Source organism: Micromonospora sp. ATLC20, from assembly GCF_057196585.1.
The window spans coordinates 1-18,529 of sequence record NZ_JBXUOV010000116.1 but is presented as its reverse complement, the minus strand read 5'-3'; the positions used below and the strand labels follow the sequence as shown (position 1 = coordinate 18,529).

The window sequence follows — 18,529 nt, the reverse complement described above, 5'->3', positions numbered from 1 at the left end:
GAACTGGCCCGCGCCGCGATGCGCGCCGCCGCCCGGCGGGGCCGCGCCCGCCGCACCCCGCCACCACGCCGACCTCACCCGTGACGCGATCCCTTGTGAATGAAGGAACCCCCATGCAGAACGACATTCCCGCCGACGACGGCGTCGAGCCCATCGCCATCGTCGGGCTCGCCGCCCGCCTCCCCGGCGCGGCCGACGTCGACGAGTTCTGGCGCAACCTGGTCGACGGCGTGGAGTCGACGACCGAGCTGACCCGCGAGGAGCAGCTCGCCCGCGGCGCCCAGCCGCAGGAGGTCGACGACCCGGGCTGGGTCAACCGTGCCCCGCTGGTGGACGGCTACGACGAGTTCGACGCCGGCCTGTTCGGGATGACCGCCCGCGAGGCCGAGATCACCGACCCGCAGCACCGGCTGTTCCTGGAGACCTGCTACACCGCGTTGCAGGACGCCGGCTACGACCCGGGCCGCTACGACGGCGCGGTCGGCGTGTACGCCGGCACCGGCGGCAACACGTACCTGCACCGCAACGTGTACCGCAACAAGCGGGTCGGCGGGAACCCGCACGGCGCGGTCTCGCTCGCCACCGGCAACTCGCCGAACTACGTGGCCACCAACGTGTCGTACCGGCTGGACCTGCGCGGCCCCAGCATGACGGTGCACACCGCCTGCTCCACCTCGCTCGTCGCGTTCCACCTGGCCTGCGAGGCGCTGCGCAACGGCGAGTGCGACATGGCCCTGGCCGGCGGTGTCAACATCGAGCTGCCGCACGTCGGCTACCTCGGCATGGACGGCTTCACCTCGCCCGACGGGCGGTGCCGGCCGTTCGACGCCGGAGCGAACGGCACGGTGTGGGGCAGCGGCGTCGGCGTGACGCTGCTCAAGCGGCTCTCCGACGCGATCGCCGACGGCGACACCATCCGCGCGGTAGTGCTCGGCAACGCCATCAACAACGACGGCGCCGGGAAGGTCGGCTTCACCGCCCCCAGCATCGACGGGCAGATGGAGGCCGTCGCCCAGGCCGTCGAGCTGGCCGGCGTCGACCCGCGCAGCATCAGCTACGTCGAGGCGCACGGCACCGGCACCGCGCTCGGCGACCCGATCGAGGTCGCCGCGCTGTCCGCCGTCTACACCAAGGACACCGACGAGCGCGGCTGGTGCGGCATCGGCTCGGTGAAGTCGAACATCGGCCACCTCAGCCAGCCCTCCGGCATCGTCAGCGTGATCAAGACGGTGCTGGCGATGGAACACGGGCTGATCCCGCCGACCATCAACTACGAGTCGCCGAACCCGGCCATCGACTTCGCCGACACCCCGTTCTACGTGGCGAACACGCTGACCAAGTGGGACGCCGACGGCGGACCGCGCCGCGCCGGCGTCAGCTCCTTCGGCATCGGTGGCACCAACGCGCACGTGGTGCTGGAGGAGGCCCCGGCCGCCGGCCGGCCCGAGCCGCCGGCCCGCCCGGCGCAGCTGCTCCAGGTGTCGGCGAAGACCCCGACCGCGCTGGACACCGCCGTGCGGCGGCTCGCCGACCACCTGGAGAGCGGCAGCGACGTGGCGCTCGCCGACGTGGCGCACACGCTGCGTGTCGGCCGCCAGGTGTACGCCCACCGCGCCGCCGTCGTCGCCGGTGACCCGGCGTCCGCCGCCGCCGCGCTGCGCGAGCGGCGCAAGGGCCACCGGGGTGCCGCCGAGGGCGCCGCACCCCGGGTGGCGTTCCTGTTCAGCGGTCAGGGCTCGCAGTACGCCGGGATGGGCGCCGAGCTGTACGCGCAGGACACCGCGTACGCCGCCGCCGTCGACGAGTGCGCCGAGCTGCTCCGCCCCGAGCTGGGCCTGGACATCCGCGACCTGATCCTGGGCCGCGACCCGGAGGCGGCGGACAAGCTCACGCAGACCCGCTACACCCAGCCCGCCCTGTTCACCGTCGAGTACGCCCTCGCCGCCGCCTGGCGGGCCGCCGGGGTCACCCCGGCCGCGATGATCGGCCACTCCATCGGCGAGTACGTGGCCGCGACGGTCGCCGGGGTGCTCGACCTCGCCGACGCGCTGCGCGTGGTGGCCGCCCGGGGCCGGCTCATGCACTCCCTGCCCGCCGGTTCGATGCTGGCGGTCACGCTCGACGAGTCGGAGGTGACCGGCAAGCTGCCCGAGGGCCTGTCGGTGGCCACCGTCAACGGCCCCGGCACCTGCGTGGTCGCCGGTGAGACGGCGCTCGTGGAGGAGTTCGCGGCGAGCCTCGGCGGCAAGAACAAGTCGAAGGTGCTGCGCACCTCGCACGCGTTCCACTCGCCGATGATGGACCCGATCCTGGACGAGTTCACCGCGCTGATGGCCACCGTGCCGCTGCGCGCCCCGGCGGTGCCGTTCGTCTCCAACGTGACCGGCACCTGGATCACCGAGGCGCAGGCCACCGACCCGGCGTACTGGGCCGCGCACCTGCGCCGCCCGGTCCGCTTCGGCGCGTGCGTGGCGACGCTGCTCGCCGAGGGCACCTGGGCGCTCGTCGAGTGCGGCCCCGGCCGGCAGCTGGCCAACCTGGCCCGGATGCAGGTCGCCAAGGCCGGTGAGGCGCAGCGCGCGCTGACCCCGCTGGGTAGCCTGCCCGGCCCGGGCGAGCAGACCGGTGACCTGGCCGCGCTGCTCGGCACGGCCGGCGCGCTCTGGTGCGCCGGGGTGCCGGTGAGCGTCCCGGCCGACCCGCACGCGCGGCGGGTGCCGCTGCCCACGTACCCGTTCGAGCGGCGCCGCTACTGGATCGACCCGGACCCGGAGCAGGAGCTGGCGGCGGCGCCCGTCGAGACCGGCCCGCGCCCGCTGCCGGAGTGGTTCGCGGTACCGGTGTGGCGGCAGGCCGCGCCGGCCCGCACGGCCGAGCCGCTGGGCCGCTGCCTGGTGCTGGCCGACGGTCCGCGCGGCGACGCGCTCGTGGCCGCGTTGCGCGCCGCCGGCGACGACCCGGTCGAGGTACGCGCCGGCGAGGCGTTCACCGCCACCGCCAACGGCTTCCGGCTGCGCCCCGGCGTACGCGCCGACGCCGAGGAACTGGTCGCCGCGCTCGGCGCCGACCTGCCCCGGCGGATCGTGCACGCGTTCGCGCTCGACGGTGACCCGGCCGGCACCGACGCGGCGGCCGCCTGGGCGGCGCAGGAGCGCGGCTTCTTCGGCGCGCTGCACCTGGTGCAGGCCCTGGCCGGCGCGGGTGTGACGGCCGACGAGGCGGGCGTCCGCCTGGACCTGGTCACCGCCGGCATCGGCGACGTCCGCGGCGACGACCTGACCCGCCCGGAGCACGCCACGCTGGCCGGCCTGGCCCGGGTGCTCCCGGCCGAGCTGCCCGGCCTGACCGTGCGGCTGCTCGACACCGACCCGGCCGCGCGCGGCGTGGCCGCTCTGGTGGCCGAGCTGCGCAGCCCCGTCGACGCCGAGCACCCGGAGGTGGCGCTGCGCGGCGACCGCCGCTGGCTGGCCGGCTACGAGCAGGTCACAGTGGCCGCCGAGGACGAGCCGGGCGTGCTGCGCGAGGAGGGCCGCTACCTGATCACCGGCGGTCTCGGCGGCATCGGCGTCACCCTCGCCGAGGACTTCGCCCGCCGGGCCCGTGCCAAGCTGGTGCTGCTGGCCCGCTCCGGGCTGCCCGAGCGGAACGAGTGGGACGCGCACCTGGCGGTGCACGGCGGCGCCGACCGGGCCGGGCGGGCCATCGCGGCGATCCGCCGGATGGAGGCCGCCGGCGCCGAGGTGCTGGTGCTCGCCGCCGACGTCACCGACGCGGACGACCTGCGCCGGGTCCGCGACGAGGCGGAGCGCCGGTTCGGCGGGCTGGACGGCATCGTGCACGCCGCCGGTCTGCCCGGCGGCGGCATGGCCGAGGTGAAGGACCGCGACGAGGCGCGGCGCGTGCTGGCCCCGAAGCTGGCCGGCACCCTGGCGCTGGCCCGGGTCTTCGGTGACCTGCCGCTGGACTTCGTCGTGCTCTGCTCCTCGATCACCGCGGTGATCGGCGGGTTCGGCCAGGTCGACTACTGCGCCGCGAACAACTTCCTGGACGCGTTCGCGCGCTCCGGCACCGGGTTCCGCGCGCCTGTGGTGTCGCAGAACTGGGGCGGCTGGGCGGAGGTCGGCATGGCGGTGGAGACCGCCGCGCCGGCCGCGTTCCGGGCCGCCGGGCGGGACACCGTGACCACGGCGGTCGCCCACCCGGTGCTCACCACGATGGTGGCCGGCCCGGACGGGACGGTGCTGCACGGCCTGGTCTCGGCGGACACCCACTGGCTGCTCGACGAGCACCGGATCGGCGGGGTGCCGGTGGTGCCGGGCACCGCCCACCTGGAGTCGGTGCGCGCCGCGGTGGTCGCCGCGCTGCCCGCGCCGGGGCCCGACGCCGCGGTGGAGCTGCGGGACGTGGTGTTCCTGGAGCCGTTCTCGGTGCCGGACGGCACCGTGGCCCAGTACCGGGTCGAGCTGACCCCGGCCGAGGACGGCACCGACTTCACCGTCGCCAGCCTCGCCGCCGGCCAGGCGCGCACCCACGTCCGCGGCACCGCCGGGTGGACCACCGACGCGGCCCCGCCGGCCGCCGTGCCCGCCGTGGCCGGGCGGCGGGTCGACGACGACGCCTCGTTCGGCCGGGGACGCACCAGCATGCTCACGTTCGGGCCGCGCTGGGCGGCACTGGCCGAGCACCACCTCGCCGACGGCGAGGAGCTGGCCCGGGTGCAGGCACCCGCCGCCGCGGTCGGTGACCTGCCCTCCTGGGGCATGCACCCGGCGCTGCTGGACGTGGCCACCGCGTTCGGCCGGGGCCAGGGCTCCGGCACCTACCTGCCGCTGTCGTACGGCCGGATCGTGGTGCGCGGCGCGCTGCCGGCGACGTTCCACAGTCACCTGCGGCACCGGCCCGCCGCCACCGACGAGGTGGTCGCCGCCGACCTGTCGCTGCGCGACCCCGACGGACGGGAGCTGGTCTCGATCAGTGACTTCGTGCTGCGCCGGGTCGACCAGGACGCGGTCACCGGCAACCTGGGCGAGGCCCCGGCGGCGGACGCGGACGCCGCGGCGCCGGTCACCGAGGACATCCGGCCGGTCGACGGCGCGGAGGCGTTCCGCCGCAGCCTCGCCGCCGGTCTCGGCGCGCAGGTGGTGATCACCACCCGCACCGTCGCCGACATCCGGCGCCGCGCGGCCCGGGTCACCACCGACAGCCTCGCCGAGGAGACCGACGCGCCGGCCGGCTCGGCCGGGGTCACCGGCGGCGGCTCGGCGGCGCCCGGCACCGAGCTGGAGAAGACGATCGCCCAGGTGTGGCGCGACGGCCTCGGCGTCACCGACGTCGGCGTGGACGACGACTTCTTCGCCCTCGGCGGCAATTCGCTGGTGGCCGTGCAGCTCATCGCCGCCATGCGCAAGGCGACAGGCGTACGGCTGCCGATGCGCAGCCTCTTCGAGACCCCCACGGTGGCCGGCCTGGCCGCCCGGATCGAGGAGCTGCGCGCCGAGGCGCCCGCCGACGCACCGGCCGCTCCGGCGGCGATCCCGGCCATCCCGCGGCTGCCCCGCGGCTGACACCCCGACGCAGAACCAGGAGACACCGCACCATGAGCGAGACAACCACGACGCTGCCGGTGGTCGTCGAGAGCGACGGCCGGGCGCTGACCGACCTGATCGCGGCCCGGCGCGCCGAGCTGCGGGACACCCTCGTCACCAGCGGCGGGCTGCTGTTCCGCGGCTTCGACGTGGGCGGCGTGGACGGCTTCGACCAGGCCGTCCGCGCACTCGCCGGCGAGCCGCTGACCTACACCGAGCGCTCCTCGCCCCGGCACTCCATCAAGGGCCGGGTCTACACCTCGACCGACTACCCGCCGGACGAGGAGATCTTCCTGCACAACGAGAACTCGTACCAGGCGCGCTGGCCGCTGACGCTGTTCTTCTACTGCGTCACGCCGCCGGACAGCCAGGGCGCCACGCCGCTGGCCGACGTGCGCCGGGTGTTCGAGCTGATCGACCCGGCGGTCCGCGAGGAGTTCATCCGCCGCCGGTGGATGCTGGTGCGCAACTTCCACGGCGACTTCGGCACCCGCTGGCAGGAGGTGTTCAACACCGAGAGCCGCGCCGAGGTCGAGGCGTACGCGGCGGACAACGGCATCACCGTGGAGTGGGTCGGCAAGGACGGCCTGCGTACCCGCGCGGTCCGCGACGTGGTGCACCACCGGCCCGGGTCGGACACCCCGCGCTGGTTCAACCACGCCACCTTCTTCCACCTCAGCACCCTGCCCAAGGACTACCAGGAGGGGCTGCTGGCCATGTTCGGCGCCGACGGGCTGCCGTCGAACACCTACTACGGCGACGGCGGCGAAATCCCCGCCGACGTCATGGACCACCTGCGCGCCGCCTACCGGGCCGCCACCGTCCGCTTCGACTACCAGCGCCACGACGTGCTGGTGGTGGACAACATGACCGCCGCGCACGGCCGGGAACCCTTCACCGGTCCCCGCAAGATCGCCGTCGCGATGGCCGAGCCGTACACCCCCGAGACCGCAGGAGCGAACTGACATGGCCGAACCCCGATTCCTGGTCGTGCGCAACGACGAGGAGCAGTACTCGATCTGGTCGGCCGACCGGGACCTGCCCGCCGGCTGGCACGACACCGGCTTCGCCGGCACGCGCGAGGAGTGCCTGGCCCACGTCGACGAGGTGTGGACCGACATGCGTCCCCGCTCCGTGCGCGAGGCCCTCTCATGAGCACGAGCCAGGAGTGGACCTTCCCGGCCTCGTACGCCCAGGAGCGGGTGTGGATGGCCAACCAGCTCGACGCCGGGTCGCCGGTGTTCAACGTGTCCTTCCCGTGGCTGTTCCCGGCCGGCGTGGACGCCGACACGGCCGGTGACGTGGTCAACCGGGTGATCGCCCGGCACGAGGCGCTGCGTACCCACCTGCGGACCGACGACGGCGCGCTGGTGCAGGTCGTGCGCGCCCACGAGCCGGCGTCGCTGCCCGTCACCGACATCACCCACCTGCCGGCCGGTGAGCAGCGGGCCGAGTTCGAGCGCATCCGCGGCGAGATGGCCCGCACGCCGATCCCGCTGGACGCGGCGCCGCTGTGGCGGGCCCGGCTGATCCGCATGGAGGAGGGGCTGGCGCTGGCGTTCGTGGTGCACCACGCCGTCTTCGACAGCCACTCGGCGGTGCTGTTCCACGCCGAGCTGGTCGCGTTCTGCGAGGCCGCGCGCACCGGCGCCGAGCCCGCCGTGCCCGAGCTGCCCATCCAGTACGCCGACTTCGCGGTCTGGCAGCGTCAGCAGCTCACCGGTGCGGAGCTGGACCGGCAGCTCGCGTTCTGGACCGGTCACCTGGCCGGCGCGCCGCCGGTCACCGGGCTGCCGCTGGACCGGCCCCGCCCGGCCCAGCTCGGCTTCGCCGGTGACGAGGTGCGCTTCACGCTGCCCGACGGGCTGCTGGACCGCGTCGGCGCGCTGGCCACCGGCGCGCAGGCCACGCCGTACATGGTGCTGCTGGCCGGTTTCGCGGCGCTGCTGTCGCGGATCTCCGGCGACGCCGACGTGGTGGTCGGCGTCTCCACCGCGGGCCGGGACAATCCGGAGCTGACGCCGCTGATCGGCATGTTCGTCAACCCGGTGGCGCTGCGCTGCGACGTCTCCGGTGACCCGACGTTCGCGGCGCTGCTCGGCCGGGTCCGCAACGGCCTGATCGACGCGATGGAGCACGGGCAGACGCCGTTCCAGAAGATCGTCGAGGCGGTCGACCCGCAGCGTGACCCGTCGGTGCAGCCGATCTTCCAGACCGCGCTGAACTGGATCCCGGACTCCGGCCTCGACCCGGTGGAGCTGGGCACCACGAAGGACGACCTGGCCTTCGACATCACCACCGGCGACTGCCGCCTGGTCTACCGCACCGAGTTGTTCGACCGGGCCACGGCCGAGACGGTGGTCCGCCGCTACGTACGGCTGCTCGCCGCCGCGGTCGCCGAGCCGGAGCGTACGGTCGGCGCGCTGCCGCTGCTCACCGACACCGAGCGGGATCGGGTGCTCGGCACCTGGAACGACACCGTCCACGACGTGCCGGTGACCACTGTGGTCGACGAGGTGCAGCGGCAGGCCGCCGCCACCCCGGACGCGGCGGCGCTGGTCTGCGACGGCGTGACGCTCGGCTACGGCGAGCTGAACACCGCCGCGAACCGGCTGGCCCGGCTGCTGGTGGCGCGCGGCGCCGGCCCGGAGACCCGGGTCGCGCTGGCGCTGCCCCGCTCCTGCGACCTGGTCGTGGCGATGCTGGCGGTGCTCAAGGCCGGTGCCGCGTACGTGCCGGTGGACACCGCGTACCCGGCCGGCCGGATCGCCTACCTCCTGGCCGACGCCGCGCCCGCGCTGGTGGTGACCGCGCCGGACACCGCCGCCCTGGTGCCCGATGACGCGCTGGTGCTCGACGGCGAGGTCGGCTCGGACCAGTCCGGCGACGACCTCACCGACGCCGACCGGGTCGCGCCGCTGCGCCCGGAGCACCCGGCGTACGTGCTCTACACCTCCGGCTCCACCGGCCGCCCGAAGGGCGTGGTGGTCGAGCACCGGGCGGTGACCGCGTACCTGGCCTGGGCCCGCGCCACCTACCCGGGGCTGGCCGGGGTGGCGCTGCTGCACTCGCCGGTGTCGTTCGACCTGACCGTGACCGGCCTGCTCGGCACGCTCACCGCCGGCGGCACGGTACGGCTCGCCGCGATCGACGAGCCCGCCGCCCGCGCCGGTGGCCGGCCCGCGTTCCTCAAGGTCACGCCGAGCCACCTGCCGCTGCTCGACGGCGAGCTGTCGCCGACGGCCGACCTGGTGATCGGCGGCGAGGCGCTGACCGGTGAGCAGCTCGCCGCCTGGCGGGCCGCGCACCCCGACGTGGCAGTCATCAACGAGTACGGCCCGACGGAGGCCACTGTGGGCTGCGTCGCGGCCCGGATCGCCCCCGGTGAGCCGGTCCCGGCCGGCCCGGTGCCGATCGGCACGCCCACCTGGAACACCCGGGCGCTGCTGCTCGACGCCGCCCTGCGGCCGGTGCCGCCGGGCGTGGTGGGGGAGCTGTACGTCACCGGCACCCAGCTCGCGCGCGGCTACCACGACCGGCCCGCCCTGACCGCCGAGCGCTTTCTGCCCTGCCCGTACGGCCCGCCCGGCGCGCGGATGTACGCGACCGGCGACCTGGCCCGCTGGCGTGCCGACGGCACGCTGGACTACCTGGGCCGCCGCGACGACCAGGTCAAGGTGCGCGGCATGCGGATCGAGCTGGGCGAGGTGGAGGCCGCGCTGCTGGCCCACCCGGACGTGCGCGCCGCCGCCGCGGCGGTCCGCACCGACGGCGGCGAGCCGACGCTCGTCGGCTACCTGGTGGGCCCGGCCCACGAGGACTCGGTCCGCGCCGAACTGGCCCGTGAGCTGCCCGCGCACCTGGTGCCGGCCGCCCTGGTCCGGCTGGACGCGCTGCCGCTGACGCCGAACGGCAAGCTGGACCGTGCCGCGCTGCCCGCCCCGGCGGCGGCCGAACCGGCCGAGGACAGCTACGTCGCGCCCCGCACCGAGGCCGAGGCCCTGGTCGCCGAGGTGTACGCCGAGATCCTCCAGGTGGAGAAGGTCGGCGCCCACGACGACTTCTTCGCCCTCGGCGGCAACTCGCTGCGCGGCATGCGGGCGATGGCCCGGATCCGCGCCGAGGTGGACGTCGACCTGCCCATGCGGGCGCTGTTCAGCAGCCCCGTGGTGGCGGACCTGGCCGCCCAGATCGAACAGCGGATCGCCGCCGAACTCGACGGGCTCTCCGACACCGAGGTCGCCGCGCTGCTCGCGGCGGAAGAGGGAACCAACTGATGACGGACCTGAAGGATCCGGCCCGCGAGGCGGCCCGGCAGGCGCTGATCGCCCGACGGCTGCGCGCCCGCCAGACCGCCCCCGCGGCCCGGATCACCCCCCGCCCGTCCGGCGCCGAGGTGCCGCTGTCCTACGCCCAGGAGCGGGTCTGGTTCATGGACCAGCTCGCCCCGGGCGAGGCGGCGTACCACATCGCGGTGCCGCTGCGGGTTCGCGGACCACTCGATGTGGACGCGCTGCGCGCCGCCCTGACCGGGCTCGCGGACCGGCACGAGTCGCAGCGCACCCGCTTCCCGGCCGATGCCGACGGCCGCCCCACTGTGGTCGTCGCGGACACCGCCGACGTGCCGCTGACGGTGGTGGAGGCGCCAGACGAGGCCGCCGCGCAGGCGCTCGTCGACGCGGCGGCGGCCGAGCCGTTCGACCTGGCGAACGGGCCGCTGCTGCGGGCCCTGCTGATCCGGCTCACCGCCGACGACCACGTGCTGTTCCTCGCCCAGCACCACATCGTCGGCGACGGCTGGTCGGTGGACGTGCTGCTGCGCGACCTGATCACGCTCTACCGGGGCGGCGAGCCGCCCGCCCTGCCGATCCAGTACGGCGACTTCGCCGTCTGGGAGGCCCAGGAGCTGGACGGCCCGCAGGCGCGGGCGCACGTCGACTACTGGAAGCAGCGGCTGGCCGGCATCACCCCGCTGGAACTGCCGCTGGACCGGCCGCGCCCGGCCACCCAGACCTACCGGGGCGACTTCGTCGAGTTCCAGCTCGACCCGGCCGCCACGGAGGCGCTCAACACGCTCACCCGCGACAGCGGCGGCACGCTGTTCATGACGCTGCTCGCCGCGTACCAGGTGCTGCTGGCCCGGCACGCCGGCCAGGACGACTTCGCCATCGGCGCGTCGGTGGCCGGCCGGTCCGCGCCGGAGCTGGAGAACGTCGTCGGCATGTTCATCAACATGCTGCCGCTGCGCGCCGACCTGGCCGGCGACCCGACGTTCGCCGAGCTGCTGGAACGCACCCGCCGTACGGTGCTCGACGGTTTCGAGCACGCCGAGGTGCCGTTCGCCAAGGTGGTCCACGAGCTGGGCCTGCCGCGCGACGTCAGCCGCTCCCCGGTGTTCCAGACCATGTTCGTGCTGCAGAACTACGAGATGGGCCGCTTCCGCGGCGTGTCCCGCACCGACGAGGTCACGTTCTCCTGGACCCCGATGGAGTTGCAGGCCACCCGGTTCGACTTCGAGCTGCACGCGGTGGAGACCGTCGACGGTCTCTGGGGCAAGCTGGTCTTCAACACCGACCTGTTCGACCGGGTGAGTGTCGAGCGGATGGCGCAGCGCTGGACCACCTTGCTGGACGCGGTCGTCGCCGCGCCGGACACTCCGGTGTCCCGGCTGCCGCTGCTGCCCGCCGCCGAGCGGGACCTGCTGGCCGCCTGGAACGACACCACCGCCGACTTCCCGCGCGCCGAGACGCTGCACGGCCCGATCGAGGAGCGCGCCGCGGCCACCCCGGACGCGGTGGCGGTCACCATCGACGGGCACAGCCGCACGTACGCCGAGCTGAACGCGCAGGCCAACCGCGTCGCGCACCGGCTGCGCGCGGCGGGCGTCGGCCCGGAGACCCTGGTCGGGGTGTGCGCGGAACGGTCGGTGGAACTGGTCGCCGGCCTGCTCGGCGTGCTGAAGGCGGGCGGCGCGTACCTGCCGCTGGACCCGGAGTACCCGGCCGACCGGCTCGCGTTCATGGTCGGCGACGCGGACGCGCCGGTGGTGCTGGTCCAGTCGCACCTGCGCGACGTGCTGCCCGACACCGGCGCCACGGTGCTCGAACTGGACGACGCCACGGTCTGGGCCGGTCAGCCCGAGACCGACCCCACGCCGGCCGCCGGGCCGGAGAACCTGGCGTACGTCATCTACACCTCCGGCTCCACCGGCCGCCCGAAGGGCGTGCCGAACACGCACCGGGGCATCGTCAACCGGCTCGACTGGATGCAGAAGACGTACGGCCTCGGCGCCGACGACGCGGTGCTCCAGAAGACCCCGGCGAGCTTCGACGTGTCGGTGTGGGAGTTCTTCTGGCCGCTGCGCACCGGCGCCCGCCTGGTGCTGGCGAAGCCCGGCGGTCACAAGGACGCCGGCTACCTGCGCGACCTGCTGGTGTCCGAGCGGATCACCACCGCCCACTTCGTCCCGTCGATGCTGACCGTCTTCCTCGCCGAGGACGGCGTGGAGGCGGCCACCGCGCTGCGCCGGGTGATCTGCTCCGGTGAGGAGCTGCCGCTGGCCTCGGCGGCCGACTTCACCGCCCGGCTGCCCTGGTGCGGCCTGCACAACCTGTACGGCCCGACCGAGGCGGCCATCGACGTGACCGCCTGGGCGTGCGAGCCGGACCGGCTCGCCGAGGTGACCAGCGTGCCGATCGGCGCGCCGATCGCCAACCTGCGGCTGCACGTGCTCGACCCGTCCGGCGCGCAGTGCCCGGTCGGGGTGGCCGGCGAACTGCACATCGGCGGTGTCGGGCTGGCCCGCGGCTACCACCGCCGGCCGGCGCTGACCGCGGAGAAGTTCGTCCCCGACCCGTTCTCCGGCGAGCCGGGCGCCCGCCTCTACCGCACCGGTGACCTGGCCCGCTGGGTCGTCGGCCCGGACGGCGCCGGGGTGATCGAGTTCCTGGGCCGCATCGACCACCAGGTCAAGCTGCGTGGTCTGCGCATCGAGCTGGGCGAGATCGAGAGCGCGCTGCGCGACCAGCCGGGCGTCACCGAGGCCACGGTGATCGTCCGCGAGGACAGCCCGGGCGACAAGCGGCTCACCGCGTACCTGGTGGGGGAGGCCGAGCACGCCGCGCTGAAGGCGGCGCTGAAGGACACGCTGCCCGAATACATGGTGCCGGCCGCGTTCGTCACGCTCGACGCGCTGCCGCTGACCCCGAACGGCAAGCTGGACCGCAAGGCGCTGCCCGCGCCGGTGGTCACCCGCGAGGCGTCGGTGGCGCTCGTCGAGCCGCGCGACGACACCGAGCGGGCGCTGGCCGCGATCTGGTCCGAGGTGCTCGGCGTGGACACGCTCGGCATCGACGACGACTTCTTCGACCTGGGCGGGCACTCGATGCTCGCCACCCAGGTGGTCGCCAAGATCCGCAAGGCGGAGCTGGGCGGCCGGGCGGTCGGCGTGATGGACCTGTTCCAGCAGCGCACCATCCGGGATCTCGCCGCGTTCATCTCCGGTGACGCCGCGCAGGAGGGGCCGCGCCGGCTGCTGTACGAGCTGACCAAGCCGATCCCGGCGGGCAAGCGGGTGCTGACGTACGTCTGCGTTCCGTACGGCGGCGGCAGCGCCATCGTCTACCAGCCGCTTGCCGACGCGCTGCCGGCCGGGTACGGGCTGTGGTCGCTGGCGATCCCCGGCCACGACGTGGGTCTCAGCGAGGACGCGCTGCCGTTCGACGAGCTGACCAGCCGGGTCGCCGACGAGATCCTGGAGCGGGTCGAGGGGCCGATCGCCCTGTACGGCCACTGCGGCGTGGGCAGCGCCATCCTCGCCGACGTGGCCCGCAAGGTCGAGGCGGCCGGCCGGGACCTGGAGGCCGTCTACATCGGCGCCATGTTCCCGTTCGCCCGTCCGAAGGGCGTGATCGCGGCGCTCCGCGACCGCCTCGAGCGGCTCAGCAGCAACAGGCACTCGGCGAGCTGGCTCAAGTCGATGGGTGTGGACACCGACGAGCTGGACCCGGAGCAGGCCGACCGGATCATCAGCAACATGCGGGCCGACTCCCGCGCCTCGGAGGAGTACTTCACCCGGCTGCTGGACCAGCAGGCGGAGAAGCTCCGGACGCCGATCATCTCGGTGGTCGGCTCCGAGGATCCGGTGACCGACTACTACCGCGAGCGGTACGCCGAGTGGCAGTTCCTCAGCGACACGCTCGGCCTCGTGGTCCTCGACCAGGCCGGGCACTTCTTCCTCAAGTACCGTGCCGAGGAATTGGCCGAGATCGTCACGCAGGTGCACCCGGCGGTGGTCGCCGGTGACGTCAGCGCGCTGACGCCGGAGGCCCGGGGCGAGGACGCCGGCTGGGTGGTGGCCGACACGCTGCGGGTGGGGGAGGACCGTAAGCCCACCAAGACGGTCAAGCCGAGCATGGGCCGGTTCATGGCCATCACGACCGGTCAGCTCATCTCCAGCACCGGTTCCGCGCTGACCGCGTTCGCGCTGCCGATCTGGCTGTTCAACCGCACCGGCTCGGTGGCGAACCTCGGTCTGCTCTGGGCGCTCGCGCTGATCTGCGGCGTGCTCATGCTGCCGGTGGCGGGCGCCCTGGTCGACCGGGTCAGCCGGCGGCGGATCATGATGACCGCGAGCTGCTTCGCCGGCTCCGTCCAGCTCGTGCTGGCGGCCCTGTTGTGGACCGACAACCTGGTGCTCTGGCACATCTACATGCTGGTGGCGCTCAGTTCGGTGGCCGGTTCGTTCCAGCGGATCGCGTTCCAGTCGGCGGTGCCGCAGCTGGTGCCCAAGCGCTACCTGGGTCACGCCATGGGCATCACCCAGCTCTCCACCGGTGTGGCCACGCTGCTCATGCCGGCGTTCGCGGCCGGCCTGCTCGCCACCATCGAGCTGAAGGGCATCCTGCTGGTCGACGTGGCCAGCTACGTGTTCGCGGTGCTCACCCTCGCCGTGGTCCGTTTCCCGGACGCGCTGGGCTGGCGGCCCCGGGAACGACTGCTGGTGGCCATCGCCAACGGCATGCGCTACTCGTGGCGGCACCGCGGGTTCCGGCTGATGCTCGGCTACTTCGCGTTGGGCAACATCTTCCTGGCGCCCGCACTGGTGCTCATCACGCCGCTGGTGCTGTCGTTCGGCAGCCCGACCCAGGTGGCGCAGGTGGCGCTGGCCGAGGCGGTCGGCGCGGTGCTCGGCGGCGTGCTCATGTCGCTGTGGGGCGGTCCGCGCAAGCGCCGCATGATCGGCGTGCTGATCGGCAACCTGGGCACCGCGATCGGCTGCGTGCTGATCGGCCTGGACGCGTCGGTGGCGATGATCTGCGTCGGCTTCTGCTGGCTGGCCATGTCGATGACCACCGCGCAGTCGATCTACGCGACGATCGTCCAGGTGAAGGTGCCGCAGCGCTTCCACGGCCGGGTGTTCAGCCTCAACCAGACCATCTCCTGGTCGACGCTGCCGATCGGGTTCGCGCTGCTCGCGCCGGGCGCCACCGCGCTGTTCGAGCCGATGCTCGCACCCGGTGGGGCGCTCGCCGGCTCGGTGGGCGCGGTGATCGGCACCGGCCCGGGCCGGGGCATCGGTTTCGCGTACATCTGCTTCGGCGCGGCGCTGATCCTCATCACGCTCGGCGGTTTCGCGATCCGGCTGCTGCGCCGGTTCGACCTGGAGGTGGAGGACTCCCTGCCGGACGACCTCATCGGTGCCCAGGAACGGGAGAAGCGCCTGGCCGCCAAGGCCGAGAAGAAGGAACTCGTCTCGGTCTGACCGTGTCGATCACGGAGTTCGCGTCGGTTCCGGGCACCCGGCCGACGCGAACTCCGTGGTCACCGGGCGGGGGCCCGGTCGGCCATCCCGTGCGAACGCCGGGGCTGCACGATGAGCAGCGCCACCAGCAGATGGGCAACTGCTACCGGCATTGCCGCCTTCGCACCGGCCACGCCGAACGCGAGCAGCGGGAACGGCACGGCGCGGAGCAGGACCGCGGCCAGCCGGAACCAGTACCACCGGGCGTCGGCCAGCAGGCGCAGCAGTCCCAGGCTGCCGGCGGCCAGGGCGCTCACGATCAGCCCGCCCCGGCTGAAGATCACGGACGACACCTCGGTGAGGGCCCGGCCGGAGACCTCGACGAGTCCGCCGGCCGGGGTCAGCTGCCACAGCACCGGGACCGCGATGGCGATGCCGAGGTAGAGCAGCAGGTGGATGCTCAACCAGGGCAGGGCGGGCAGGGCCGCGACAGCCTGGATCGGGTGCCGGCGAGGCACATCGACGTTCACGGCGGGAGCGTATCGGGAGCTCGCCAGCGTGCGACTAGCCTCGACGCCATGATCGACGAGTTCACCGACGCGCTGCTGCGGGAGATGGGGCGCCTCGATCCGTGCGCGGCCGTGGTCGAGGCCGGTGAGCCGGACGTCGACGGCCTCACCGACTACAGCCCGGACGGTCACCAGGCCCGCGCCGACCTCGCCGCCCGCGCCCTGCGCCGGATCGAGACGCTGCCCGCGACCCCGCTGCACGCCCACCTCGCCGAACGGCTGCGCGCCCGGATCGCCTTCCACGACGCCGGGGAGGACCTGCGGGAACTGCACGTCGCGGCCACCGGCCCGCTCCAGCTCATCCGCCAGTGCGTCGAATCAGCGGTGCCGGGCCGCGACGCCGGGCGCGCGGCCTCCGAGGACGGCTGGGCCCGCGTCGGCGCGCGCCAGGCCGCCATTCCGGCCGCACTCGACGGGTACGCCCGGAGCCTGTTGCTCGCCGCCGCGCGCGGTCACCTGCCGGCCCGGCGTCAGGTGGACCTGGTGACGCGGCGCTGCCGCACCTGGCTCGACGACGACCTCGCCCTGGTGCAGCGGTACGGCGACGGCCCGCAGCGCGCCTCGTTGCAGGCGGCGGCGCAGGGCGCGCGGGAGGCGTACCGGCGGTTCGCCGCGACGCTCACCGCGGACCTCGCGCCGCTCGCGCACGACGACGAGGCGTTCGGCCCACAGCGGTACGCCCTCTGGGTGCGGGCCTTCCTCGGCGCGGAACCGGACCTGCGCGACCTGTACGCGTGGGGCTGGGACGAGTTCACCGCGATCGAGGCGGAACTGGTCGCCGAGGCGAAGGCCCTGGGCGGCACCGTGCCCGAGGTGCGGGAACGGCTCGACCGTCCCGACGCGCCGGGCGTCCTGCGCAGCCGGGACGAGTTCGCCGCCTGGCTCCAGGAGCTGCTGGAGGCCACCACCGAGCGGATGCACGGCGTCCACTTCGACATTCCCGCGCCGCTGCGCCGCGTCGAGTCACGGGTCACCACGTCGGGCGGCACCGCCTACATCGCGCCGTCGCGGGACCTGACCCGGCCGGGCCGGGTCTCGTGGCTGCTGCCCGACGGGCGGGAGCACTTCTCCACCTGGTGGGCGTACAGCACCGCGTACCACGAGGGCGTCCCCGGCCACCACCTGCACCTCGGCTCGGAGGCGTGCCGGGGCGGGCCCGGGCAGCGGCTGAACCTGCTCGGCGGGCTCTCCGGAGCCCAGGAGGGCTGGGCCCTGTACGCCGAGCGGTTCATGGACGAACTCGGGCTCTACGAGCAGCCGGGCGCCCGGCTGGGACACCTGTTCATGCAGCTGCTGCGGGCGGCGCGGGTGGTGCTCGACATCGGCCTGCACCTGAAGCTGCCGATGCCCTCCGGCGGCGGCGCGCCGTGGACGCCCGACGCCGCGCTGGACCTGCTGCGCGACCGCTGCCACCAAGGCCCGTACGCGCCTCTGGAACTGGCCCGCTATTTGGGCCGGCCCGGGCAGGCGCTCACCTACAAGGTGGGGGAGCGGGTGTGGCGGGACGGCCGCGCGGCGTTCCCCGGCGACCGGCGCGCGTTCCACAACCGGGCGCTGGAACTCGGCTCGCTGGGGCTGGACCAGCTCAGCAGCGCGCTCGCCGCCTACCCGGCGTCGTCGGCGGGCAACTCCTCCGGGTCGGCCACCCAGGCGGAGTAGACAGGCAGCGCGTGCCACGGGCCGCCGGCCGGGTCGGTGGTCACCGCGACCACCGCGTACGGGTGACCGAACCGCAGCTCGGCGACGCGCGCGATCCCCTCCGGCGGTAGCGCTGTCGCCCGGCCGAACGCGGTCACCGCGGCGGCCTCGAAGCCGTAGCGGCCGAACCGGGCCACCGCCGACTGCGCGGCGTCGAACCTCGGCCCGGCCAGGCCCAGCAGCTCACCGAGCGCCCGGGCCGCCGCGTCGAAGCCGAACCCGGGCGCGGTCAGGTCGTGCCGGCTGCGCGCCGACCAGCAGGGCAGCACCGCTGTGGCGCGTTCCTCCCGGCCGTCCGCCGCGAACGTGTTCACCGGCTCCTCCCGCAGCGTCCACAGTGCCGTCTCGCCCAGCGGCAGGTCGAACAGCGACCGGTGACCCGGTACGGCGTCCGGGGCGAACGCGGCGGCGCTCGCCAGTTCCTGCGCGGCGGCCAGCACGTCGGCCGCCGGTACCTCGGGCGCGGCGGCCACCGACACCACGAGCATCCCCGCGCCGTCGTCGCCGGTGCGGGCCGGCACCGCGTGCGCCGCCACGTCACCGGCCCGGTCGGTGGCCGCCACCCAGCAGCGGTGCCCGGACGGCGGAGTACGCAGCACCCGGCTCAGCCGGCCGGACCAGGCGCTGCCCGCGCCCAGCTCCGCACCCGCGGTGGTGTCGAACGGGTCGGCCCACGACACCCGGGTCGCGAGCGCGCTGGCCAGCATCAGCAGGGTGTCCGGGGTGACGTCGACCGGGAAGCGGTCGATCAGCCCGCCGGTACGCTCCCGGGCCCAGGCGTCCAGCGCCGCCTGGTCCGGCAGCGGACCACGTTGGGTGGCCTCCGGCAGGGCGGCCCGCCACGCGGCCAGCTCGGCGGCCGGGGTGCGTTCCCACAGCGCGGTGGCGGCGGCGACCATCGGGTGCGGCGCGGCGAGCAGCGCCCGGGCCTCGGC

8 protein-coding genes are annotated in these 18,529 nt (G+C 74.5%); 6 read left to right on the top strand and 2 right to left on the bottom strand.

Annotation, left to right across the window (positions count from 1 at the left end; all coding sequences use genetic code 11):
- Positions 1–113: 113 nt before the first annotated feature.
- From AC2CHG_RS21600 to AC2CHG_RS21580, 5 genes are read left to right on the top strand one after another with little or no spacing between them, the layout of a single operon-like run.
- Positions 114–5,564 (top strand): type I polyketide synthase, encoded by a 5,451-nt coding sequence (locus AC2CHG_RS21600; protein WP_484525441.1) that lies wholly within the window; start codon positions 114–116, stop codon positions 5,562–5,564.
- A gap of 32 nt (positions 5,565–5,596) precedes the next feature.
- Positions 5,597–6,550: a TauD/TfdA family dioxygenase gene (locus AC2CHG_RS21595; RefSeq protein WP_484525440.1), complete on the top strand. Its 954-nt coding sequence runs from the start codon at positions 5,597–5,599 to the stop codon at positions 6,548–6,550.
- 1 nt (position 6,551) lies between these two features.
- Entirely contained in the window at positions 6,552–6,740 is a 189-nt protein-coding gene (locus AC2CHG_RS21590; protein ID WP_135239827.1) for an MbtH family protein, read from the top strand.
- Positions 6,737–9,862: a non-ribosomal peptide synthetase gene (locus tag AC2CHG_RS21585; RefSeq protein ID WP_355509336.1), complete on the top strand. Its 3,126-nt coding sequence runs from the start codon at positions 6,737–6,739 to the stop codon at positions 9,860–9,862. Before AC2CHG_RS21590 ends, AC2CHG_RS21585 begins: the two co-directional genes overlap by 4 nt.
- On the top strand, positions 9,862–15,348 hold the full coding sequence (locus tag AC2CHG_RS21580) for an amino acid adenylation domain-containing protein (RefSeq protein WP_484525439.1): 5,487 nt from the start codon (positions 9,862–9,864) through the stop codon (positions 15,346–15,348). The genes AC2CHG_RS21585 and AC2CHG_RS21580 overlap by 1 nt, the downstream gene beginning before the upstream one ends.
- Positions 15,349–15,407: 59 nt before the next feature.
- On the opposite strand, the gene AC2CHG_RS21575 is transcribed toward AC2CHG_RS21580, so the two are convergent.
- Entirely contained in the window at positions 15,408–15,857 is a 450-nt protein-coding gene (locus AC2CHG_RS21575; RefSeq protein ID WP_484525438.1) for a hypothetical protein, read from the bottom strand.
- 48 nt (positions 15,858–15,905) lie between these two features.
- Between AC2CHG_RS21575 and AC2CHG_RS21570 the strand changes: the two genes are divergently transcribed.
- Positions 15,906–17,555, top strand: coding sequence for a DUF885 domain-containing protein (locus AC2CHG_RS21570; RefSeq protein ID WP_484525437.1), 1,650 nt, complete (start codon positions 15,906–15,908; stop codon positions 17,553–17,555).
- On the opposite strand, the gene AC2CHG_RS21565 is transcribed toward AC2CHG_RS21570, so the two are convergent.
- Positions 17,501–18,529 (bottom strand): hypothetical protein (locus AC2CHG_RS21565; protein WP_484525436.1); only part of this gene is annotated, 1,029 nt, incomplete at its 5' end. The genes AC2CHG_RS21570 and AC2CHG_RS21565 overlap by 55 nt on opposite strands.